Origin of the sequence: Streptomyces sp. NPDC048057, assembly GCF_040653095.1 — a bacterium.
GTDB lineage: Bacteria > Actinomycetota > Actinomycetes > Streptomycetales > Streptomycetaceae > Streptomyces.
Genome location: NZ_JBEZNF010000023.1, coordinates 70,831 through 92,621 on the forward strand (window position 1 = coordinate 70,831; position 21,791 = coordinate 92,621).

20 protein-coding genes are annotated in these 21,791 nt (G+C 73.3%); 14 read left to right on the forward strand and 6 right to left on the reverse strand.

Annotated elements, in window-relative coordinates:
- The first annotated feature begins 238 nt into the window (after positions 1-238).
- The 6 genes from AB0E05_RS25875 (at position 239) to AB0E05_RS25900 (ending at position 6,728) form a co-directional block, all read left to right on the forward strand.
- Positions 239-562 (forward strand): integration host factor, encoded by a 324-nt coding sequence (locus tag AB0E05_RS25875; RefSeq protein ID WP_003956414.1) that lies wholly within the window; start codon positions 239-241, stop codon positions 560-562.
- Positions 563-623: 61 nt separating this feature from the next.
- A complete protein-coding gene (gmk, locus tag AB0E05_RS25880; RefSeq protein WP_361967554.1) occupies positions 624-1,196 on the forward strand; it encodes a guanylate kinase in 573 nt (190 codons plus the stop codon).
- A gap of 109 nt (positions 1,197-1,305) precedes the next feature.
- Complete coding sequence (gene rpoZ / locus AB0E05_RS25885) at positions 1,306-1,575, forward strand: DNA-directed RNA polymerase subunit omega (protein WP_361540898.1); 270 nt, start codon at positions 1,306-1,308, stop codon at positions 1,573-1,575.
- 119 nt (positions 1,576-1,694) lie between these two features.
- On the forward strand, positions 1,695-2,924 hold the full coding sequence (coaBC, locus tag AB0E05_RS25890; RefSeq protein ID WP_361967557.1) for a bifunctional phosphopantothenoylcysteine decarboxylase/phosphopantothenate--cysteine ligase CoaBC: 1,230 nt from the start codon (positions 1,695-1,697) through the stop codon (positions 2,922-2,924).
- Positions 2,925-3,234: 310 nt separating this feature from the next.
- Positions 3,235-4,458 (forward strand): methionine adenosyltransferase, encoded by a 1,224-nt coding sequence (metK, locus tag AB0E05_RS25895; RefSeq protein ID WP_361967559.1) that lies wholly within the window; start codon positions 3,235-3,237, stop codon positions 4,456-4,458.
- Positions 4,459-4,583: 125 nt separating this feature from the next.
- Positions 4,584-6,728, forward strand: a complete 2,145-nt coding sequence (locus AB0E05_RS25900; RefSeq protein ID WP_361967561.1) for a primosomal protein N' — start codon at positions 4,584-4,586, stop codon at positions 6,726-6,728.
- A gap of 167 nt (positions 6,729-6,895) precedes the next feature.
- Here AB0E05_RS25900 and AB0E05_RS25905 read toward each other — a convergent pair whose 3' ends face one another.
- Entirely contained in the window at positions 6,896-7,471 is a 576-nt protein-coding gene (locus AB0E05_RS25905) for a hypothetical protein (protein ID WP_361967563.1), read from the reverse strand.
- A gap of 492 nt (positions 7,472-7,963) precedes the next feature.
- Between AB0E05_RS25905 and fmt the strand changes: the two genes are divergently transcribed.
- The 4 genes from fmt (at position 7,964) to AB0E05_RS25925 (ending at position 12,543) form a co-directional block, all read left to right on the forward strand.
- Entirely contained in the window at positions 7,964-8,908 is a 945-nt protein-coding gene (gene fmt, locus AB0E05_RS25910; RefSeq protein WP_361967565.1) for a methionyl-tRNA formyltransferase, read from the forward strand.
- Positions 8,909-9,022: 114 nt separating this feature from the next.
- Positions 9,023-10,468 carry a transcription antitermination factor NusB gene (locus AB0E05_RS25915; protein WP_361967567.1) on the forward strand — a complete coding sequence of 482 codons (1,446 nt, stop codon included), beginning with the start codon at positions 9,023-9,025 and terminating at the stop codon, positions 10,466-10,468.
- Positions 10,469-10,645: 177 nt separating this feature from the next.
- Positions 10,646-11,332 (forward strand): ribulose-phosphate 3-epimerase, encoded by a 687-nt coding sequence (gene rpe, locus AB0E05_RS25920; RefSeq protein ID WP_361967569.1) that lies wholly within the window; start codon positions 10,646-10,648, stop codon positions 11,330-11,332.
- A gap of 170 nt (positions 11,333-11,502) precedes the next feature.
- Positions 11,503-12,543: a sugar-binding domain-containing protein gene (locus AB0E05_RS25925; RefSeq protein WP_361967571.1), complete on the forward strand. Its 1,041-nt coding sequence runs from the start codon at positions 11,503-11,505 to the stop codon at positions 12,541-12,543.
- 115 nt (positions 12,544-12,658) lie between these two features.
- Here AB0E05_RS25925 and AB0E05_RS25930 read toward each other — a convergent pair whose 3' ends face one another.
- Positions 12,659-13,318 carry a 4'-phosphopantetheinyl transferase superfamily protein gene (locus AB0E05_RS25930; RefSeq protein WP_361967573.1) on the reverse strand — a complete coding sequence of 220 codons (660 nt, stop codon included), beginning with the start codon at positions 13,316-13,318 and terminating at the stop codon, positions 12,659-12,661.
- Complete coding sequence (locus AB0E05_RS25935; RefSeq protein ID WP_361967575.1) at positions 13,315-14,148, reverse strand: metallophosphoesterase; 834 nt, start codon at positions 14,146-14,148, stop codon at positions 13,315-13,317. The genes AB0E05_RS25930 and AB0E05_RS25935 overlap by 4 nt, the downstream gene beginning before the upstream one ends.
- 286 nt (positions 14,149-14,434) lie before the next feature.
- Here AB0E05_RS25935 and AB0E05_RS25940 point away from each other — a divergent pair, with 286 nt between their 5' ends.
- Together AB0E05_RS25940 and AB0E05_RS25945 are read left to right on the forward strand one after the other, a co-directional pair.
- Complete coding sequence (locus tag AB0E05_RS25940) at positions 14,435-15,901, forward strand: GuaB1 family IMP dehydrogenase-related protein (RefSeq protein WP_361967577.1); 1,467 nt, start codon at positions 14,435-14,437, stop codon at positions 15,899-15,901.
- Between the two features lie 154 nt (positions 15,902-16,055).
- Positions 16,056-16,547 (forward strand): Lrp/AsnC family transcriptional regulator, encoded by a 492-nt coding sequence (locus AB0E05_RS25945; protein ID WP_361967579.1) that lies wholly within the window; start codon positions 16,056-16,058, stop codon positions 16,545-16,547.
- Between the two features lie 42 nt (positions 16,548-16,589).
- Here the strand turns inward: AB0E05_RS25945 and AB0E05_RS25950 are convergent, their stop codons facing one another.
- Positions 16,590-17,153 carry a hypothetical protein gene (locus AB0E05_RS25950; RefSeq protein WP_361967581.1) on the reverse strand — a complete coding sequence of 188 codons (564 nt, stop codon included), beginning with the start codon at positions 17,151-17,153 and terminating at the stop codon, positions 16,590-16,592.
- 499 nt (positions 17,154-17,652) lie between these two features.
- On the opposite strand from AB0E05_RS25950, the gene AB0E05_RS25955 reads away from it, so the two are divergent.
- The gene (locus AB0E05_RS25955) at positions 17,653-19,344 is read left to right on the forward strand and encodes an NAD(P)/FAD-dependent oxidoreductase (RefSeq protein ID WP_361967583.1); all 1,692 of its coding nucleotides are present in this window, start codon (positions 17,653-17,655) and stop codon (positions 19,342-19,344) included.
- Here AB0E05_RS25955 and AB0E05_RS25960 read toward each other — a convergent pair.
- Entirely contained in the window at positions 19,305-19,946 is a 642-nt protein-coding gene (locus tag AB0E05_RS25960) for a TetR/AcrR family transcriptional regulator (RefSeq protein ID WP_361967585.1), read from the reverse strand. The two genes, AB0E05_RS25955 and AB0E05_RS25960, sit on opposite strands and share 40 nt — an antisense overlap.
- A gap of 132 nt (positions 19,947-20,078) precedes the next feature.
- Between AB0E05_RS25960 and AB0E05_RS25965 the strand changes: the two genes are divergently transcribed.
- Positions 20,079-20,825 (forward strand): SDR family oxidoreductase, encoded by a 747-nt coding sequence (locus AB0E05_RS25965; RefSeq protein WP_361967587.1) that lies wholly within the window; start codon positions 20,079-20,081, stop codon positions 20,823-20,825.
- Positions 20,826-20,834: 9 nt separating this feature from the next.
- Here AB0E05_RS25965 and AB0E05_RS25970 read toward each other — a convergent pair whose 3' ends face one another.
- Positions 20,835-21,527 (reverse strand): DUF5995 family protein, encoded by a 693-nt coding sequence (locus AB0E05_RS25970; protein WP_361967700.1) that lies wholly within the window; start codon positions 21,525-21,527, stop codon positions 20,835-20,837.
- Positions 21,528-21,791 lie beyond the last annotated feature (264 nt).

A 21,791-nucleotide genomic window follows, 5' to 3' on the forward strand; every position in this document is an offset into this window, starting at 1 on the left:
GCGCTGCTGACGGCGAGTTGGCAGAATCTTGACGAAAAACGTGGGTGATATGCCGCAAAAGTCCTGGTCGGTCGATGCTGACCAGGACTTTTCGTCTGTTCTCGCTGACTGGAGCGGTGTGGCCCGCTAGTCTCCGTCGAAGAGCAACGAGCACTTCGCTCGTTGCTCGCCTGGTGTGGGGCGACTAGCTTCCTCACCGGTCCGTATCCGACAGTTCGACATCCGAGGTGACGTAGGCGTGGCTCTTCCGCCCCTTACCCCTGAACAGCGCGCAGCCGCGCTCGAAAAGGCCGCCGCGGCTCGCCGGGAGCGGGCCGAGGTCAAGAATCGACTCAAGCACTCCGGCGCCTCGCTCCACGAGGTCATCAAGCAGGGTCAGGAAAACGACGTCATCGGCAAGATGAAGGTCTCCGCCCTGCTGGAGTCCCTCCCGGGCGTGGGCAAGGTCCGCGCCAAGCAGATCATGGAACGACTCGGCATCTCCGAGAGCCGCCGCGTGCGCGGTCTCGGCTCGAACCAGATCGCCTCCCTGGAGCGCGAGTTCGGCGGCGGCCCCGCCTGACGTTCCGCGTGTGACCGGGGCGGCGGTCCCGGGCACTCCGCAGAACCTGGATAATCGCTGCATGGCAGCAGAAGTACGTCCGCGGCTGACCGTGCTCTCCGGCCCCTCAGGGGTCGGCAAGAGCACGGTCGTCGCGCATATGCGCAAGGTCCACCCCGAGGTCTGGCTCTCGGTGTCGGCCACCACCAGGAAGCCGCGCCCCGGCGAGCGCCACGGCGTCCAGTATTTCTTCGTCACCGACGACGAGTTCGACAAGATGATCGCCAACGGCGAGCTGCTGGAGTGGGCGACCTTCGCCGGCAACCGCTACGGCACCCCGCGGCAGGCCGTCATGGAGCGGCTGGAGGCGGGCGAGCCCGTGCTGCTGGAGATCGACCTCCAGGGCGCCCGTCAGGTCAAGGACTCCCTCGCGGACTCCCGGCTGGTCTTCCTCGCCCCGCCGAGCTGGGACGAGCTGGTGCGCCGCCTCACCGGGCGGGGCACCGAGTCGGCCGAGGTCATCGAGGAGCGGCTGGCCGCCGCCCGGGTGGAGCTGGCGGCCGAATCGGAGTTCGACACGACCCTCGTCAACACCTCCGTCGAGGACGTGGCGCGCGAGCTGCTAGCCTTGGTGGCGGTGTCGTCCGGCGAGTGATCTCGCCGGACCCGCGCGAAAGCTCCCCGAGGTCACCGCGGTGACCGTCCCGGTGCTCCCCGCGGTGTCGACGCCCATCGATCTTTTTCCCTCTTTCGGAAGGTAGAGCGTGTCCTCTTCCATCACTGCGCCCGAGGGCATCATCAACCCGCCGATCGACGAGCTGCTTGAGGCCACGGACTCCAAGTACAGCCTCGTGATCTACGCGGCCAAGCGTGCGCGTCAGATCAACGCGTACTACTCGCAGCTCGGCGAGGGCCTGCTGGAGTACGTCGGTCCGCTCGTCGACACCCACGTCCACGAGAAGCCGCTGTCGATCGCGCTTCGCGAGATCAACGCGGGCCTGCTGACCTCCGAGGCCATCGAGGGCCAGGCGTAAGCAGCAGTCCGCACCCGGCGGATCCATGCGTTGACCACAGACCCGGCGGCACGTCCGCCGGGTCTGTGGTGTGTCATAGGGACTGCCGGTAGCTGTTCGGGGAGAGGCGGGAGACGTCCGTGGTTGAGCCAGTGGTGCCTGTTGAGTCGGTCAAGTCGAAGGTCGTGCTGGGAGTCAGCGGGGGCATCGCCGCGTACAAGGCGTGCGAGCTGCTGCGCCGGCTCACCGAGTCGGGCCACGACGTACGGGTGGTGCCGACCGCTTCGGCGCTGCAGTTCGTCGGCGCCCCGACCTGGTCCGCGCTCTCCGGCCACCCGGTCTCCACCGAGGTCTGGTCCGACGTGCACGAGGTGCCGCACGTGCGGATCGGCCAGGGCGCCGACCTCGTGGTGGTGGCGCCCGCCACGGCTGACCTGCTCGCCAAGGCCGCCCACGGCCTCGCCGACGACCTGCTGACGAACACCCTGCTCACCGCCCGCTGTCCGGTGGTCTTCGCGCCCGCGATGCACACCGAGATGTGGGAGCACCCGGCGACCCGGGAGAACGTGGCCACGCTGCGCCGCCGCGGCGCCGTCGTCATCGAGCCCGCGGTCGGCCGGCTCACCGGCGTCGACACCGGCAGGGGCCGGCTGCCCGAGCCGGCGGAGATCTTCGAGGCGTGCCGGCGGGTGCTGGCGCGCGGCACCGCCGCGCCCGACCTGGTGGGCCGGCACGTGGTGATCAGCGCGGGCGGCACCCGCGAGCCGCTGGACCCGGTGCGCTACCTGGGCAACCGCTCCTCCGGCCGGCAGGGGTACGCCCTGGCCCGTACGGCTGCCGCCCGCGGTGCACGGGTGACGCTGGTTTCCGCGAACGCCGCGCTGCCCGACCCGGCCGGCGTCGACGTGGTCCACGTGGACACCGCCCTGAAGCTGCGCGAGGCCGTGCTGAAGGCCGCGGCGGACGCGGACGCGGTCGTGATGGCCGCGGCGGTCGCCGACTTCCGCCCCGCCGCGTACGCCAGCGGCAAGATCAAGAAGAAGGACGGTCGGGACCCGGAGCCGGTCGCGCTGGTCCGCAACCCCGACGTCCTCGCCGAGCTCTCCGCCGATCGGCCCCGGGCCGACCAGGTGATCGTGGGCTTCGCGGCCGAGACGGACGACGTCCTCGCCAACGGCCGCGAGAAGCTGCGCCGCAAGGGCTGCGACCTCCTGGTGGTCAACGAGGTGAGTGAGCGCAAGACGTTCGGGGCCGCGGAGAGCGAAGCGGTCGTCCTGGCGGCCGACGGCACCGAGACACCGGTGCCGTACGGCCCCAAGGAAGCGCTGGCGGACACGGTCTGGGACCTCGTGGTGCCCCGACTGGGGTGACGGCGCGCCCCCCGGGTTGAGCAATTCGCGCCATCCCGTCGTGGCCCCGTCGTCGCCGGGGCCACGACGCCCGGGGCCCGACAAAGTGTCCCAAAAGTGGTGTTTCTCTCGATGAAACCCTGCTATCGCCGGGGGTTCCCGCCTTATCTCTGCTGGTGAATCGGCCACCGCGGCACCACCGTAAAAATGAGACAGGTGGACCATGTGCGCGAGACGGTGGATAGACTGGTCGTCGGAGCGTCGCGGGGCCGCAGCCCCCTGCCGGTCCACTCATGATCAGCCAGCAGCCGCTGCAACCCCAGGGAGCGATGTGTCCCGCCGTCTCTTCACCTCGGAATCTGTCACCGAGGGTCACCCCGACAAGATCGCCGACCAGATCAGCGACACCATTCTCGACGCCCTGCTCACCCAGGACCCGACCTCCCGCGTCGCCGTCGAGACCCTGATCACCACCGGACTGGTGCACGTCGCCGGTGAGGTCACCACCAAGGCATACGCGGACATCCCGACGCTCGTGCGCAACCGGGTCCTGGACATCGGGTACGACTCCTCGAAGAAGGGCTTCGACGGCGCTTCCTGCGGCGTCTCGGTGTCGATCGGCGCCCAGTCGCCCGACATCGCCCAGGGCGTGGACACCGCCTACGAGTCCCGGGTCGAGGGGGGCGCCGAGGGCGTCGAGGTCGACGAGCTGGACCGCCAGGGCGCCGGCGACCAGGGCCTGATGTTCGGCTACGCGTGCGACGAGACCCCCGAGCTCATGCCGCTCCCCATCCACCTCGCCCACCGGCTCTCCCGCCGGCTCTCCGAGGTGCGCAAGAACGGGACGATCCCCTACCTGCGCCCCGACGGCAAGACGCAGGTCACCATCGAGTACGACGGCGACAAGGCCGTCCGCCTCGACACGGTCGTGGTCTCCTCACAGCACGCCTCGGACATCGACCTGGACTCGCTGCTCGCACCCGACATCCGGGAGTTCGTCGTCGAGCACGTGCTCAAGCAGCTCGTCGACGACGGCATCAAGCTGGACACCGACGGCTACCGCCTGCTGGTGAACCCCACCGGTCGCTTCGAGATCGGCGGCCCGATGGGCGACGCCGGCCTCACCGGCCGCAAGATCATCATCGACACGTACGGCGGCATGGCCCGCCACGGCGGCGGCGCCTTCTCCGGCAAGGACCCGTCCAAGGTGGACCGCTCGGCCGCGTACGCGATGCGCTGGGTCGCGAAGAACGTCGTCGCCGCCGGGCTCGCCGCCCGCTGCGAGGTCCAGGTCGCGTACGCGATCGGCAAGGCCGAGCCGGTCGGTCTCTTCGTGGAGACCTTCGGCACCGCCACGGTCGAGGTGGAGAAGATCGAGCAGGCCATCGGCCAGGTCTTCGACCTGCGCCCGGCCGCCATCATCCGCGACCTCGACCTGCTGCGCCCGATCTACGCCCAGACCGCGGCCTACGGCCACTTCGGCCGTGAGCTGCCCGACTTCACCTGGGAGCGCACGGACCGCACCGCGGCCCTGCGCGCGGCGGTCGGCCTGTAGGACCCGCCGGGCCCACCGGCCCGCGCGCTGAAGCACCCCGGACCCCGGCTTCCTCGAAGGAGCCGGGGTCCGGCCATGTGGTCGACGGGCGCCCGCTGTCGGTGCCGTCTGGTAGGAAAGTCGGTGTGAGCAGCGACGATGAGCGGACGCCGGAGCCCGGGGGACAGGGGCCCGAGCAGCTTGCGCTCATTCGGGAGACCGTGCGTCGGGCGAAGACGCCGAAGGCCAAGCCCCGGACCTGGCGCGGCGCGGCGCTCGCGGAGGAGCTGCCGGTCGCCCGGGTCCTGGTCAACAAGGGCGTGCTCCACCTCGACCAGTACTTCGACTACGCCGTGCCCCGGGAGCTGGACGCCGAGGCGCAGCCGGGGGTGCGGGTGCGGGTGCGCTTCGGCGCCGGCGCGCGCCGGGTGCGCGAGGGCCGGCGCGAGGGCGGCGGGCTGATCGACGGCTTCATCGTCGAGCGCCGGGCCGCCACGGACTACGGGGGGGCGCTCGCCGCCCTCGCCTCCGTCGTCTCCCCGGAGCCGGTGCTCGGCCCCCGGACGCTGGAGCTGGCCCGTGCCATCGCCGATCGGTACGCGGGCTCGCTGGCGGACGTGGTGCAGCTCGCCGTGCCGCCGCGCAACGCCCGTGCCGAGGGCCGGCCGTCGCCCGATCCGCTGCCGCCGCCCGGCCCGCCGGACCCCGGCACCTGGGGGCGGTACGGCGCGGGGGAGGCGTTCTTGCGGGCCCTCGCCGGCGGCGGCACCCCGCGTGCGGTGTGGACGGCCCTGCCCGGGCCGCACTGGCCGGACGAGCTGGCCCGCGCGGTCGTGGCGACCCTGGCCTCCGGGCGGGGCGCACTGGTGGTCGTCCCCGACGGCCGACGGGCCGCCCGGGTGGACGCGGCGCTCACGGCCCTCCTCGGCGAGGGGCGGCACGCGGTGCTGACCGCCGAGTCCGGCCCCGAGAAGCGCTACCGCCAGTGGCTCGCCGTCCTCCGCGGATCCGTGAGGGCCGTCGTCGGCACCCGCGCCGCGATGTACGCCCCCGTGCGCGACCTCGGCCTGGTCGCCGTCTGGGACGACGGCGACTCCAGCCACAGCGACGACAACGCGCCGTTCCCGCACGTCCGCGAGGTCCTGGAGCTGCGCGCCGCCCACGAGTCGTGCGGCTTCCTGCTCGGCGCCACCGCCTGCACGGTGGAAGCGGCCCAGCTCGTGGAGAGCGGTTGGGCGCGGCCACTGACGGCGGACCGCGAGCAGGTCCGGACTGCCGCCCCCCTGGTCCGTACGGTCGGGGACGAGGAGTTGGCCCGGGACGAGGCCGCCCGCGCGGCCCGACTGCCCTCGCTGGCCTGGAAGGTCGTACGGGACGGGCTGCGCAGCGGCCCGGTGCTGGTGCAGGTGCCCCGGCGCGGCTACGTCCCCCGGCTCGCCTGCGAGCGCTGTCGCACCCCCGCCCGCTGTCGGCACTGCTCCGGCCCGCTCCAGGCGCCCGACGAGCGGGACCTGGCCTGTCGCTGGTGCGGGCGGAACAGCACCGACTGGCACTGCACCGCCTGCGGCAGCACCCGGCTGCGGGCCCGGGTGGTGGGGGCCCGGCGCACCGCTGAGGAGCTGGGGCGCGCCTTTCCCGCGGTCCCCGTGCGCACTTCGGGGCGCGATCACGTCCTGGACGCCGTCCCCGGCCGCCCGGCGCTCGTCGTCAGCACGCCCGGCGCCGAGCCCGTCGCCGACGGCGGGTACGCGGCGGCGCTGCTCCTCGACGGCTGGGCCATGCTCGGCCGGCCTGACCTGCGCTCGTCGGAGGAGGCGCTACGGCGCTGGATAGACGCCGCTTCGCTGGTGCGGGGCCAGGGGGAGGGCGGCACGGTCGTGGTCGTCGCCGAGCCGACGGCCCGCGCGGTGCAGGCGCTGGTCCGGTGGGACCCGGTCGGCCACGCCCAGCGCGAGCTGGCCGAGCGGGCCGAGTTGGGATTCCCCCCGGTGTCCCGGATGGCGTCGGTGAGCGGTCGGGCCGACGCGGTGGACGCGTTCGTCGCGGCGGCCGAACTGCCGGCCGAGGCGGAGGTCCTGGGGCCGGTGCCGCTGCCGGCGCCGCCGCCCGGGCGGCCCCGGCGGCCGGGGGACCCGCCCGTCGGCGAGTCGTGGACCCGGGCGCTGCTGAGGGTCCCCCCGGGCCGCGGGGCGGCGCTCGCGACGGCCCTCAAGGCCGCCCAGGCGGTCCGTACCGCCCGCGGCGGCCCGGACCAGGTCCGGATCCGCGTCGACCCGCTGGACATCGGCTGAGGCGCTGCGCTTGCGCGGCGACGGCCAAGGGGTCCCAGCGCCCCGTGCCGTGATGGCGACCACAACCCACCACCGGACCGTCACGGCGCTACCGCACCCGCTCCGGCAGCCGCGGTGCTGCGCCTTCGGGCCCGCGGGGTCGGGGACGTCGAGGTCCGGGTGGTGCGTCAGCCGTTGCGCGGGCTCGGGAAGGCGCTCGGGCGGGCCTCGTCGTGCCGGGCCGCGTGGTTGGCTGTGTGCGTGGCCGCGTGAGCGGGGGCGTGGTTGGTGACGGTCGGCTGCGGCGGCATGCTGCGGGCTGCGGGCACGGCCGCGGGCAGCCCGCCCGGCGGCAGGGTGCGCGTCGTCGTCGGCTCCGCCGGGCGCTCCGCCTCCGGTGCGACCGCGGGCGGCGTGGCGCGCCGCGCTCCGTAACGGCGGTGCACGGCCTGCTTGGTGACCCCGAGCGCGGAGCCCACCGCGTCCCACGAGAAGCCCAGGGAGCGGTCGAAGTCCACCGCGGCGGTCACCAGCGTCTCGACGCTGTCCCGGAGTTCTTGGGCGAGCCGGACGGTGGGGGCCGGGGCCCGGCCGTAGACGACGAAGCCGGTGGAGGGACCGGTGCGGCGCGGGCGGTAGACGTTGCCCAACTGGGCCGTGAGCGTGCGCAGCGCGTCCACCTGCCGGCGGACCCGCTCGATGTCGCGCACCAACAGGTGCAGGCTGGCCCGGGCTTGGGCGTCGTGGGTTGCGTGGTCGGCCATCGGGAAGCCTCTCGAACCGGCGTTGAAAGGGGGCCGGGCCGCGCCCTGGCGGCCCACTGCGCCGGGCTCCGACGGACCGCGGGGCGGGCCGGAGACCGGTCAATCTCACTTGACCAACGCCGCACCCGTCCATGTGGTCACGCTGCGGGGGCGTAGGTGCACGTGTTCAGGGCGCGTGGGATTCCATACGCCCCCCGAGTCCATCCCCCCGGCCACGCCCTGCACATGGCCGCGGTGTCCCAGCGGGTGCGTTGGTCTCTGCGGCCCGTGGTGGGCTGTTCGCGCAGGACCGGCAGGGGGAGCAGGACAGGGGGCGCGGGGAACTGCGCGACGGGCCACGGACGGGCCGCAGACGCGATGGCACAGCCCGCCGCACGGCGAACCGCGCCGGCCGGACGGCGCACCGGCAACGACCCTGCCTACACTGGTGCGCTGCTCATTGCGCACAGCCCGTACCGCCGCCCCGTACAGCCGAGAGGCAGTCAGCCACCCATGAAGCTCGTCTTCGCAGGCACCCCCGAAGTCGCCGTCCCCGCTCTGGACGCCCTCATCGCCTCCGAGCGGCACGAGGTGGCCGCCGTCGTCACCCGGCCCGACGCGCCCGCCGGCCGCGGTCGGCGCCTGGTCGCCAGCCCGGTCGCCCAGCGCGCCGAGGAGGCGGGCATCGAGGTGCTGAAGCCGGCCAAGCCGCGCGACGAGGACTTCCTCGCCCGGCTGCGGGAGATCGGCCCCGACTGCTGCCCGGTCGTCGCGTACGGCGCGCTGCTGCCGCGGGTCGCGCTCGACGTCCCCGCGCACGGCTGGGTGAACCTGCACTTCTCGCTGCTGCCCGCGTGGCGCGGCGCGGCCCCCGTCCAGCACGCCGTGATCGCCGGCGACGAGATGACCGGCGCGGCCACCTTCCTCATCGAGGAGGGGCTGGACTCCGGGCCCGTGTACGGGGTGGTCACCGAGCGGATCCGCCCCAGCGACACCAGCGGGGACCTGCTCACCCGGCTCGCCTTCGCCGGCGCCGGGCTGCTGAGCGCCACCATGGACGGCATCGAGGACGGCTCGCTGAAGGCCGTGCCGCAGCCCGCCGACGGCGTCTCCCACGCGCCGAAGATCACCGTGGAGGACGCCCGGGTCGACTTCCTCGCCCCGGCCCTGCGGGTCGACCGCGTCGTACGGGGCTGCACCCCGGCGCCCGGCGCGTGGACCGTCTTCCGCGGCGAGCGGCTGAAGCTGGTCTCCGTGCGGCCGGTGCCCGACCGCACGGACCTCGCCCCGGGGCAGCTCGCGGCCACCAAGAACGCCGTCCACGTGGGCACCGGCTCGCACGCCGTGGAACTGCTCTGGGTGCGCCCCCAGGGCAAGAAGCCGATGGCCGCCGCCGACTGGGCCCGCGGGGTGCGCATCGCCCCCGGGGAACTGCTCGGCGCCCCCGGGGCCGTTTGAGCGACGCCGCACCGCCCGGCCCCGGCGCCCGCCGGAACGTACGCTGGGTGGGCGGCGCCCGCGTCGGCGCCGTAGGAACACCCCTTTCGAAACACCATGATCAGCGGAGCACCTTTGAACGACCAGGCACGCCCCCAGGGGGCTCGCCGCCCCGGACCCCACAAGCGCTATCGGCGTCCGGTGAAGGACCCCGTGCGGTTCCTCGCCTTCGAGGCGCTGCGCGCGGTGGACGAGCGGGACGCGTACGCGAACCTCGTCCTGCCGCCGCTGCTGCGCAAGGCCAGGGAGAAGGAGGGGTTCGACGCCCGGGACGCGGCCCTCGCCACCGAGCTGGTGTACGGCACCCTGCGCCGCCAGGGCACGTACGACGCGATCATCGCCGACTGCGTCGACCGCCCCTTGCGCGAGGTCGACCCGCCGGTGCTGGACGTGCTCTCGCTCGGCGTCCACCAGCTCCTGGGCACCCGGATCCCGAGCCACGCGGCCGTGTCGGCGAGCGTGGAGCTGGCCCGGGTGGTGCTCGGCGACGGGCGCGCCAAGTTCGTCAACGCGGTCCTGCGCAAGGTCGCCCGCGAAGACCTGGACACCTGGGTGCGGCGGGTGGCCCCGCCGTACGACGAGGACCCCGAGGACCACCTCGCCGTGGTCCACTCGCACCCCCGGTGGATCGTCTCCGCGCTGTGGGACGCGCTCGGCGGGGGCCGGGCCGGGATCGAGGAGCTGCTGGCGGCGGACAACGAACGCCCGGAGGTGACCCTGGTCGCCCGCCCCGGCCGCGCCACCGCCGACGAACTGCTCGCGGAGGAGGCGGCCACGCCCGGGCTGCTGTCGCCGTACGCGGTGCGGCTCGCGGAGGGCGGCGAGCCCGGCGCGGTGCCGGCGGTGCGCGAAGGGCGCGCCGGCGTCCAGGACGAGGGCAGCCAGTTGGTGGCCCTCGCCCTCGCGGGCGCCCCCGTCGAAGGCTCCGACGCCCGCTGGCTCGACGGCTGCGCCGGCCCCGGCGGCAAGGCGGCCCTGCTCGCGGCGCTGGCCGCCGAGCGCGGAGCCTTCCTGCTCGCGGCCGAGAAGCAGCCCCACCGCGCCGGGCTCGTGGCGCGGGCGCTCGCCGGCAACCCCGGCCCGTACGAGGTCGTCGTCGCCGACGGCACCCGCCCCGCGTGGCGGCCCGGCAGCTTCGACCGGGTGCTGGTCGACGTCCCCTGCTCCGGTCTCGGCGCGCTGCGCCGTCGCCCGGAGGCCCGCTGGCGCCGTCGGCCCGAGGACCTGGAGGGCTTCGCGCCGCTCCAGCGCGCCCTGTTGCAGGAGGCGCTGGCGGCGGTGCGCGTCGGCGGGGTCGTCGGGTACGCGACCTGCTCGCCGCACCTCGCCGAGACCCGGGTGGTCGTCGACGACGTGCTGCGCGGGCGCGGCGGCGGTGTGCCCCCGCAGGCCGAGTGGGTGGACGCCCGGCCGCTGATGCCGGGGGTGGCGGAGCTCGGCGACGGTCCGGACGTCCAGCTCTGGCCGCACCGCCACGGGACGGACGCGATGTACCTGGCGCTGCTGCGGCGCACGGGCTGACCGGACCGACCCGGTCGCCGAGGGGAGTTTTTCGGACACCCCCGCTCCCCGGGAGCGGGGCGAAAGGTCGGGAATGCGGGGACTGTTCCCCGGTGCGGGCGCATTGTTTCCCGGGCGATCGGCACCGGAAACCGGACGGAGGCGGGGAAGCGCCGCGGGACGTGGCAGGCTTGGGCCATGGCCGTACAGATCAACCCCAGCATCCTCTCCGCCGACTTCGCCCACCTGGCGGACGAGGCGCGGGCCGTCTCCGGTGCCGACTGGCTCCACGTCGACGTCATGGACAACCACTTCGTGCCCAACCTGACCCTGGGCGTGCCGGTCGTGGAGTCCCTGAGCCGGGCGACGGACACCCCGCTGGACTGCCATCTGATGATCGCGGACCCCGACCGCTGGGCGCCCCAGTACGTCGAGGCCGGGGCCGGGTCGGTGACCTTCCACGTCGAGGCCGCCGCCGCCCCCGTACGGCTGGCCCGGGAGATCCGCGCCAAGGGCGCCCGGGCCTCGATGGCGCTGAAGCCGGCGACCCCGATCGAGCCCTACGAGGACCTGCTCCCCGAACTCGACATGGTGCTGATCATGACCGTCGAGCCGGGCTTCGGCGGCCAGGCGTTCCTCGACATCATGCTCCCCAAGATCCGCCGCACCCGTGAGCTGATCGGCAAGCACGGCCTCGACCTGTGGCTCCAGGTCGACGGCGGGGTGGCCGACTCCACGATCGAGCGGTGCGCCGAGGCGGGGGCGGACGTCTTCGTCGCGGGCTCCGCGGTCTACGGGGCCGAGGACCCGGCCGCCGCGGTGCGCGCCCTGCGGGCAAAGGCCGAACAGACCGTCGCCACGACGGCCTGGGGCTGCGCACACTGAGCAGGAACGCCGAGCAGGACCGGTCGGAGCGCGGTGGAACCTCGCCCGAACCGACCAGCACCACCGCCCCGATGATCACGCCGAGCGACCGCGGGGCGACAGACAAGTGAACTCGGCCCGACCGGGCTGATCAACAACCGTCGGATCTGACAGGATGACGGATCCGAAGTGTGAACAGCAGTGAGGAGATCGCGGTGTCTGCTAGGTCGGCGGGACGATCTGCCCTGCGGATGGGACCCGCGGAGCTCGTACAGGCGGCGGCCATGGCGCGCCGCTTCTACCTGGAGGGCAAGTCCAAGATCCAGATCGCGGAGGAGTTCGGCGTCAGCCGCTTCAAGGTGGCGAGGGTCCTGGAGACGGCGCTGGAGCGCGATCTCGTGCGCATCGAAATCCGCGTCCCCGCAGAGCTGGACGCCGAGCGCTCCGACGCGCTCCGCGCCCGGTTCGGACTGCGGCACGCCGTCGTCGTCGAGTCGCCGGCGGAGGCCGACGAATCGCCCGATCCGGAGAACCTGGGCGAAGTGGCCGCGGATCTGTTGGGCGAGTTGGTGGCCGAGGGCGACGTGCTGGGGCTGGCCTGGGGCCGGTCCACCATCCACATGGCCGCGGCGCTGGACCGGTTGCCGCCGTGCACCGTCGTCCAGCTCACCGGTGTGTACGACGCGGGCACCGCGGAGCGCGGATCGGTGGAGGCGGTGCGCCGGGCCGCCCAGGTCTCCGGCGGCGACGCCCACCCGATCTACGCGCCGATGCTGCTGCCGGACGCGGCCACCGCCGCCGCGCTGCGCCACCAGACCGGCATCGCCCGCGCCTTCGAGTACTTCGACAAGGTCACGGTCGCGGCCGTCTCCATCGGGTCGTGGGAGGCGGGCATCTCCACCGTCCACGACATGCTCTCCGAGGACGAGCGCGCCCGGTACGCCTCCTACGGCGTGGCCGCCGAGATGTCGGCGCACCTCTTCGACCGGGACGGCCGGCGGGTGGGGCGCGACCTCGGCGAGCGGTGCATCACGGTCGAGGCGGACCGGCTGCGCCGCATCCCCGAGGTGGTGGCGATCGCCGGTGGGCAGCGCAAGGCGGAGGCGATCGGCGCGGTGCTCCGCTCCGGGCTCGTCACCAGCCTGGTCACGGACACCGCGGCGGCCGACCAGTTGATGTCGGCGCCGCCCGGGCTGCGTCCGGCGCTGGAGCGGGCCGACCCGGACGCGTAGGCGACGACGCCCCGGCCCGCGCCGGACCGTACCACCGAGGAATCGTTCATCCTCGCTTGCGGTACGGTCCGGGTCCGCCGGGCCGGGGCGTCGGTGCGTGTCGGGGTGCTCCCGGCTACTCGGCCGGTCGCTCCAGGGTGATCGCCGTCATCACGTGCTCGGCGTCCGCCGCCCAGCGTCCGTTCAGGATGCTCAGGGGCTCGCCGTGGACCCGGGGGGCGGGGACGAGGATGAGGGCGGTGAACGTGCCGTCGGGGGAGAAGTTCACCCGGGCGTCCTGGAAGCCCAACCAGCGCCGGGCCAGCGGGTACCAGACCTTGTAGACGGACTCCTTGGCGCTGAACAGCAGGCGGTCCCAGGAAGTGCCGTCGGCGTCCGGCAACTGCGCCAGCAGGGGCCGCTCCTCCGGCAGCGAGATCGTCTCCAGCACGCCCTCGGGCAGCGCGCCGTTCGGCTCGGCGTCGATGCCCACCGCGATGCACTCGCTGACGCGCGCCACGGCGGCGGCCCGGTAGCCGGCGCAGTGGGTCATGCTCCCCACCACGCCCGCCGGCCACCCCGGGGCGCCGCGCTCGTCCGGCAGCAGCGGCACGGGGGACTGCCCGATGGCCGCCAGCGCGTCCCGGGCCAGGGCGCGGACCGTGGTGAACTCCGCCCGGCGCTTGTCCACGGCCCGTTCGATGACGGCCTGCTCCTGGGGGAACAGGCTGATGTCGAGGCGGTCGGTGAACGACTGCGCCGAGCGGACCGAGGCCGGCAGTATCGTCTCGATCACGCGGTGAACCCTTCCGGTCGGGGGACGATCTGACGGGCCAGGTCGGAGCGGAGGCCGAAGCGGCGCCACTCACGCGGATAACCGAGCGACACCTCCTCGAAGGGGACGCCGTCGTAGACCGTGCTGCGGGGGATGTGCAGATGCCCGTACACGGAAGCGCACACGTCGAAGCGGGTGTGCCAGTCGGCGGTGCGCACGGTGCCGCACCACTGGACGAACTCCTGGTGCGTCATGATCTCGGTGGGGCGGCGCACCAGCGGCCAGTGGTTGACCAGGACCAGCGGGAGGTCCCCGGCCACCTCGGTGAGCCGCTGCTCCGAGTACGCCACCCGGGCCGCGCACCAGTCCTGACGGCTGGGGTAGGGGTCGGGGTGCAGGTAGTACTCGTCCGTGCAGACGATCCCGGCTTCGTGGGCCTTCGCCAGCGACTCCTCGCGGGTCGTGGTCCCGGGCGCCAGGAAGGTGTAGTCGTACAGCAGGAACAGCGGGGCGATCCGCACCGGTCCGCCCGGGCCGGTCCACACGGGGTAGGGGTCCTCGGGCGTGAGGACGCCGAGCCGACGGCACATCGCCACCAGCGCCTCGTAGCGCTCCACGCCGCGCCGCTGGTCGGGGTCGCGCTGGACCGTCCACAACTCGTGGTTGCCCGGCACCCAGATCACCTGGGCGAAACGGTCCCGCAGCAGGGTCAGGGCCCACTCGACGTCGGCCATCAGCTCGCCGACGTCGCCGGCGACGATCAGCCAGTCATCGGGCGACTCCGGTTTCAGCGCGGCCACGATGTCGCGGTTCTCGGTGTACGAAATGTGCAGGTCGCTGATTGCTCGCAAGGCTCTCTCGGCACTCACCACGCGGTCAGACTAGGTCAGGAGTGGGGGGAAAACGAGTGTGCACCGCATCGACCGGGCCGCCGGGCCGGACCGCGGCGCAGGCCCCGCGCACGGCTCGACCGTTCGCCGTCGTGTTCGACCTCGGGTAACCTTTTGACGTAAGGCAGGCGCACCGTCTGCAACAGCAGCCCCCGTCCCTCCTTTGGAGGAAAGCACGAAGCGGGGGTTCTTTGTTGTGTCGTTCACGGCAGTGACCTGCGTCGTTTCGCGTGAAAATGTGAGACTTATGCGTTTTCTTGAGCCCGGTACGGGGCGCCATGTGGAGAGTTCGCCGGTTCCCTACGACCTGACGTACGACGACGTGTTCATGGTGCCCCGGCGCTCGGCCGTCGGCTCCCGCCAGGCGGTCGACCTGTCGACCCCGGACGGCACCGGCACCACCATCCCCCTCGTCGCCGCGAACATGACCGCCATCGCCGGTCGGCGGATGGCCGAGACGCTGGCGCGCCGGGGCGGGCTCACCGTCATCCCCCAGGACATCCCGATCGACGTCGTCACCGACGTCGTCGCCTGGGTCAAGGCCCGCCACCTGGTCTTCGACACCCCGATCGTGCTCACCCCGCACCAGACCGTCGCCGACGCGCTGGCCCTGCTGCCCAAGCGGGCGCACGAGGCCGGCGTCGTCGTGGACGAGGACCACCGCCCCGTCGGCGTCGTCACGGACGCCGACCTGACCGGGGTCGACCGCTTCACCCAGCTCTCCGAGGTCATGTCGCGCGACCTGGTGCTGCTGCACGCGGACATAGACCCGCGCGAGGCGTTCAACCACCTCGACGGCGCCAACCGCCGCTACACCCCCGCCGTGGACGAGGACGGCCGGCTCGTCGGCATCCTCACCCGCAAGGGCGCCCTGCGCGCCACCCTGTACACCCCGGCCGTGGACGCCCGGGGCCGGCTGCGGATCGCCGCCGCCGTCGGCATCAACGGCGACGTGGCCGGCAAGGCCAAGCAGCTGCTGGACGCCGGCGTCGACACCCTCGTGGTGGACACCGCCCACGGGCACCAGGAGAGCATGATCCAGGCGATCCGCGCGGTCCGCGCGCTGGATCCGCACGTCCCCGTCGTCGCGGGCAACATCGTCGCCGCCGAGGGCGTGCGCGACCTCGTCGAGGCGGGTGCGGACATCATCAAGGTCGGCGTCGGCCCCGGCGCCATGTGCACCACCCGGATGATGACCGGGGTCGGCCGGCCGCAGTTCTCCGCCGTCCTGGAGTGCGCCGCCGAGGCGAGGAAGTACGGCAAGCACGTCTGGGCGGACGGCGGCGTGCGCCACCCGCGCGACGTGGCGATGGCGCTGGCCGCCGGCGCCTCCAACGTCATGGTCGGCTCCTGGTTCGCCGGTACGCACGAGTCGCCGGGCGACCTCCAGCACACCGCCGACGGGCGGCCGTACAAGGAGTCCTTCGGCATGGCCTCCGCCCGCGCCGTGCGCAACCGCACCAGCGAGGAGTCCGCCTACGACCGTGCCCGCAAGGCGCTGTTCGAGGAGGGCATCTCCACCTCGAAGATGTTCCTCGACCCGGCGCGCCCGGGCGTGGAGGACCTGGTCGACTCGATCATCGCGGGCGTCCGCTCCTCCTGCACCTACGCCGGCGCCGGGACGCTGGCGGAGTTCGCCGAGCGCGCCGTCCTCGGCGTCCAGAGCGCCGCGGGGTACGCGGAGGGCAAGCCGCTGCACGCCAGCTGGACCTGATCCGCACCGCAGACCGCACCACAGGACGGGCCCGGAACTGTTCCCGGCCCGTCCTGCCGTGCGGCCCGCCGCCGGGTGGATCCCGCGGCCGGCCAGGCGTGTTCTACTGCCGTCAGGCAAGCCCGACCAGCGAATGAAGAGTGAACCACCCGCCGTGCGACTCAACGATCTCGACGAACGCATCGTCCACGCCCTCGCCGAGGACGCCCGCCGCTCCTACGCCGACATCGGCGCCCTGGTCGGCCTCTCCGCCCCGGCCGTGAAGCGGCGGGTGGACCGACTGCGCGCGGTCGGCGCCATCACCGGCTTCACCGTCCGGGTCGACCCCGCGGCGCTCGGCTGGGAGACGGAGGGCTTCATCGAGATCTACTGCCGCTCGAACACCTCGCCCGAGGCCATCGAGCGCGGCCTGGAGCGCTACCCGGAAGTCGCGTCCGCCTCCACCGTCACCGGTGACGCGGACGCCGTCGTCCAGGTCTTCGCCGCCGACATGCGCCACTTCGAGCAGGTGCTGGAGCGGATTGCCGGCGAGCCGTTCGTGGAGCGCACCAAGTCGGTCCTGGTGCTCTCCCCGCTGCTGCGCCGCTATTCGGCGGATACGGGGGTTTCGCCGGCGAAACCCCCGTATCCGCCGGCGACCCCGTGACCGCCCGCACCGACCGGGCGGCGTGAGCGGACCCCCGTACGGTCAGAACGCGGGGCGCCAGGGCAGCACCCGGAAGTCGCCGGTGTCGGCCCTCACCTTCTCGAACGGTGCGGAGCCCACGCACGCGGGCACGCTCCCCATCGCCACCGGATCGCCCGTCGAGCCCCAGCTGTAGCCGAGCCGGTCGGTGCCGCCGGTGTCGTGGACCGTGATCCCGACCCGCACCCCCTTGAGCCGGGCGACGTCGGTACGGGTGACGGTGCCGCTGACCACGGCCACCTTGCCGCCGGTCACCAGACAGTCCACCTCGGCCTCGGCCCAGCCGCCCCCGGCGCTGTCGCGGTGGCTCCACCGGAACGTGCCCGTGGCCTTCAGCGGGTCGTCGTCGTGCCGGGCGGCCAGGTGCGCGTCGAAGGAGAAGGTGACGACGTCGTCCGACGAGCGGAGCAGTTGGGCGCTCCCGGTGAGCGCGGCGGCCTCCCTCGCCGGGCCCGCGCCGTCGGCGGTGGCGCCGGCCGGCAGCGCCGAGCCGGTGCAGAGCAGTGCGGTCGCCCCGATCGCCACGGCCCGCGCACGGCCGGGCCGGCCGCTGAAGTGACGTTTCACAAACGGTCCTCTCCTCGCTGTCGACGGACCGCGGAACGAGCCCCCTCACGGTGGCGCCGCTCCGCCCCGCCGGGTGGACGACGCCCACTCTCGCGTCGCCGCGCGGGCCGCACATCCTGCCGCGGAACCACCCCCGGTCCGCCATCCGGCCGGGGCGCCCGGACGCCCCGTACGACCCTGGTCGGACCCCGCGGCGACCGCCCCGGGCCCGCCGTGCAACGAATCGCCGGGAAGCCCGGGAACAGCGCAACGAACAGGTCAGAAGCGCGCAACGGTCACGCCTTGTCCGCGCGCGAGCCCGGACCGTACCGTCGTAGGCGTCCGCCGCATCCCCTTCGGGCGACCGCCCGCACACCGCCCGAGGTCAGCCATGTCGCCGTCGTGCACCGCCCTGCTCCGGCGCCGCGGGCTCCCCGGCGCGCCCGGCTGAGCGCCGCACCCCCGTACCACCCAGCAGCACCCCGTACCACCGCGTTCGCCCGCAAGGAGCCCGTACCCCATGACGTCCACGGTCCCCACCGCCGTCCAGCACACCGACGCACAGCCGCCGATCACCATGTTCGGGCCGGACTTCCCCTATGCGTACGACGACTTCCTGGCGCACCCGGCCGGGCTCGGGCAGGTGCCGGCGACGGAGCACGGGACCGAGGTGGCCGTGATCGGGGGCGGGCTGTCCGGCGTGGTCGCCGCGTACGAGCTGATGAAGATGGGGCTCAAGCCGGTCCTGTACGAGGCCGACCGGCTCGGCGGACGGCTGCGGACCGTCGGCTTCGAGGGCTGCGACCCCGGGCTCAGCGCCGAGATGGGCGCGATGCGCTTTCCGCCGTCGTCGACCGCGCTCCAGCACTACGTCGACCTGGTGGGGCTGACGACCCGGCCGTTCCCCAACCCGCTGGCGCCCGGCACCCCCTCGACCGTGGTCGACCTCAAGGGCGAGAGCCACTACGCCGAGACCATCGACGACCTGCCGCAGGTGTACCGGGACGTCATGGACGCGTGGAACGCCTGCCTGGCGGAGGGCGCCGACTTCGCCGCGATGAACCGCGCCATGCGCGAGCGCGACGTGCCGAAGATCCGGGAGATCTGGGCGCGGCTGGTGGAGCAGTTGGACAACCAGACCTTCTACGGTTTCCTGTGCGCGTCGGAGGCGTTCCGTTCCTTCCGCCACCGGGAGATCTTCGGACAGGTCGGCTTCGGCACCGGCGGCTGGGACACGGACTTCCCCAACTCCATCCTGGAGATCCTGCGGGTCGTCTACTCCGAGGCCGACGACCACCACCGCGGCATCGTGGAGGGCAGCCAGCAGCTTCCGCTGCGGCTGTGGGAGCGGGCGCCCGAGAAGATCGTCCACTGGCCGCAGGGCACCTCGCTCGCCTCCCTGCACGAGGGCGGCCACCGACCGGCGGTGACCCGGCTCAACCGCACCGCGGGCAACGGGATCACCGTCACCGACGCCTCCGGAGACATCCGCACCTACCGGGCCGCGATCTTCACCGCCCAGTCCTGGATGCTGCTCTCCAAGATCGCCTGCGACGACGGACTCTTCCCGATCGACCACTGGACGGCGATCGAGCGCACCCACTACATGGAGTCCTCGAAGCTCTTCGTCCCGGTCGACCGGCCCTTCTGGCTGGACAAGGACGAGGTGACCGGCCGCGACACCATGTCGATGACGCTGACCGACCGGATGACCCGCGGCACGTACCTGCTGGACGACGGACCGGACCGGCCCGCCGTGATCTGCCTGTCGTACACCTGGTGCGACGACAGCCTCAAGTGGCTGCCGCTGTCCGCGAACGAGCGGATGGAGGTCATGCTGAACTCGCTCGGCGAGATCTATCCGAACGTCGACATCCGCAGCCACGTCATCGGCAACCCGGTGACGGTGTCCTGGGAGAACGAGCCGTACTTCATGGGCGCGTTCAAGGCGAACCTGCCCGGCCACTACCGCTACCAGCGCCGGCTCTTCACCCACTTCATGCAGGACCGGCTGCCGGCGGACAAGCGCGGCATCTTCCTCGCGGGCGACGACATCTCCTGGACGGCGGGCTGGGCCGAGGGCGCCGTGCAGACCGCGCTGAACGCCGTGTGGGGCGTGATGCACCACCTCGGCGGCGCGAGCGACGCGGCGAACCCGGGGCCGGGCGACGTCTACGACGACATCGCGCCGGTGGAGCTGCCGGAGGACTGAAGCCCGGCGCCGGTGACCGCCTCCCAGGCCGCGAGGGCGCGCTGCGCGATGCGCTCCACGTCCTCGCGCCGGGCCCCGTCGCGGGCCTGCACGGACATCCCCTGGAGCACGGCGGTGTAGAACTCGGCGATGCCCGCGGTGTCGGCGTCCGGCGGCAGCTCCCCCTCCCGCACGCCCCGGTCCAGCCGCTCCCTGAGCTGCTCCACCCCCGACCTGCGCCAGCCGGCGAGGTAGTCGCGCGCGACGTCGTCGCCGGTGTTCGTGGCGGCCAGCACGATCATGCAGCCGGTGGGCCGCTCGCGGTCGGTGTACGCGCGGGCGTTGACGTACAGCACGGCCGCGACCGCGTCGTACGCGGTGGGCTCCTCGGCCAGCGCCCGGGTGATGGGGGCGCCCTCGGTGGCGGCGTACAGCTCCACGGCCTCCCGGAACAGCTTCTCCTTCGAGCCGAAGGCGGCATAGAGGCTGGGGGAGTTGATCCCCATGGCGGCGGTGAGGTCGCTCATCGAGGTCGCCTCGTAGCCGCGCCGCCAGAAGGTCTCCATCGCCCGGCCGAGGGCGACCGACCGGTCGAAGCTCCTCGGGCGTCCCCGTCCCGCCATGGCGTGCCTCCTCACCCTCGGCCGGCTGCCGGTCCGGCCATTTCTGTGTCGCTCGGTAAAAATATACCTTGACGTGCTCGAACGTCCGTGCTCATATTTCTGTGTCAATCGATACGGAATTGGGGGCGCGAGATGAGTGCACTGGCGGGCCGGGTCGCTCTGGTGACGGGCGGCAGCAGGGGGATCGGGGCGGCGATCGTGCGCAGGCTGGCGCGCGACGGCGCGGACGTGGCGTTCACGTACGTCTCGGCGTCGAGCGAGGTGAAGGCGAAGGCGCTGGTGGCCGAGGTCGAGGCGCTGGGGCGGCGGGCGGTGGCCATCGAGGCGGACGCGGCGCGGGCGGAGGCGGTCACCGCGTCCGTGGCGCGCACGGTGGCGGAGCTCGGCCGGCTCGACGTCCTCGTCAACAACGCGGGCATCTTCCCGTACGGGCCCGTCGAGGACGTCACCGCACAGGAGTTGGAGCGCGCCCTGGCGATCCACGTCAAGGCGCCCTTCGTCGCCATCCAGGCGGCGCTGGAACACCTGCCGCGGGGCGGCCGGATCATCAACACGGGCACCAACCTGGCGGACTACGTGCCCATCACCGGCACCGTGCTCTACACGATGACGAAGTCGGCGCTCACCGGGCTGACCCGTGCGCTCGCCCGGGACCTCGGACCGCGCGGCATCACGGTCAACGTGGTGCAGCCCGGACCCACGGACACCGACATGAACCCGGCCGAGGGCCCGAGCGCCGACGAGTCGCGCCGGCACGCGGCGCTCGGGAGCTATCTGTCCGCGGACGACGTGGCCGAGGCCGTGGCGTACTTGGCGGGGCCCGGCGGCCGGCTCGTCACGGGCACCGCCCTCACCGTCGACGCGGGCACGAACGCCTGAGCGCGCGGTTCACTGAGGAGCGGCGACGGGCCAGGGCGTGAGCAGACAGCGCCCGACGAGCCCGACGCCCGTGTCCAGCCGTTCGGTGAACTCCTCTGCCAGTCCCGGGAGTTCCCGTACGCCCCACAGCAGCCGGGCCGCCGACCAGGCCGCGTCACGGGCCCGGTCCAGGCTCCAGGCGCTGATCAGATGGGTCAGCGGATCGGCGACCTCCAGGAGGTCGGGCCCCGGCATCAGGTCCTCGCGGATCCGCTCCTCCAGCAGGGTGAGCACGTCCCCGACCTGGTCGAACTCGTTCTCCAGCTCCGGCGGCGCACAGTCGAGGGCGTGGCAGGCGTCGACGACGGCGAGCGCCAGGTCGTGCCCGATGTGGGCGTTGATCCCGGCGAGCGCGAACTGCACCTGCCGCACCCCCGGGTGGCGACGGTGGTGGAACAGCGGACGCCAGCAGTCGGGCGGCCGACCGCCCGACTCCGCCAGCCGCACGGCCGTCAGATAGTGCCGGGCGAAGAGCACGTCGAGAGTGACCGCGGCGCGACGGTCGGGGAACTCGCCCGCGTCCACCCGGCGACCGATCTCCTCGGTCACCGCCAGATAGACGCGGTTGAAGACGGCGACGCCGTCGGCGGCGGGCCAGCGGGCGCCGAGGTCGCGCATCTCGGCGGCCACGTCCGCCACGTCGGGTGCGGTGGACCGTTGCATCCGGATCATTCGGGCAGCGTCCCAGGCCGCGGACCCGATCGGGGGCCCGCCTCCTGGGAGTTCCCCGGAATGGCCTACGCTCCCGCCGGGCACCGCCCATGCCGTACCCGGCGCGACCCTCCGGTCGGCCCGGCGGGCGCGGTGATGACGTCTGCGGCCCGGTTGGGGGCTGTGCGCGCGGTTCCTGCCCCTGATGTGCTGCCCTTACATCTCGTCTGCGGGGCACGGACGGGCTTTCAGGGGCGCGGGCAAATACGCGATAAG

Bases quoted from the DNA above. Each gene is read 5' to 3' on its own strand.
- AB0E05_RS25970 (WP_361967700.1), bottom strand. From the start codon at position 21,527: ATGCAACGGTCCACCGCACCCGACGTGGCGGACGTGGCCGCCGAGATG.
- rpe (WP_361967569.1), top strand. From the start codon at position 10,646: ATGGCCGTACAGATCAACCCCAGCATCCTCTCCGCCGACTTCGCCCAC.
- AB0E05_RS25955 (WP_361967583.1), top strand. From the start codon at position 17,653: ATGACGTCCACGGTCCCCACCGCCGTCCAGCACACCGACGCACAGCCG.
- AB0E05_RS25940 (WP_361967577.1), top strand. From the start codon at position 14,435: ATGCGTTTTCTTGAGCCCGGTACGGGGCGCCATGTGGAGAGTTCGCCG.
- gmk (WP_361967554.1), top strand. From the start codon at position 624: ATGGCAGCAGAAGTACGTCCGCGGCTGACCGTGCTCTCCGGCCCCTCA.
- fmt (WP_361967565.1), top strand. From the start codon at position 7,964: ATGAAGCTCGTCTTCGCAGGCACCCCCGAAGTCGCCGTCCCCGCTCTG.
- AB0E05_RS25960 (WP_361967585.1), bottom strand. From the start codon at position 19,946: ATGGCGGGACGGGGACGCCCGAGGAGCTTCGACCGGTCGGTCGCCCTC.
- AB0E05_RS25965 (WP_361967587.1), top strand. From the start codon at position 20,079: ATGAGTGCACTGGCGGGCCGGGTCGCTCTGGTGACGGGCGGCAGCAGG.
- AB0E05_RS25905 (WP_361967563.1), bottom strand. From the start codon at position 7,471: ATGGCCGACCACGCAACCCACGACGCCCAAGCCCGGGCCAGCCTGCAC.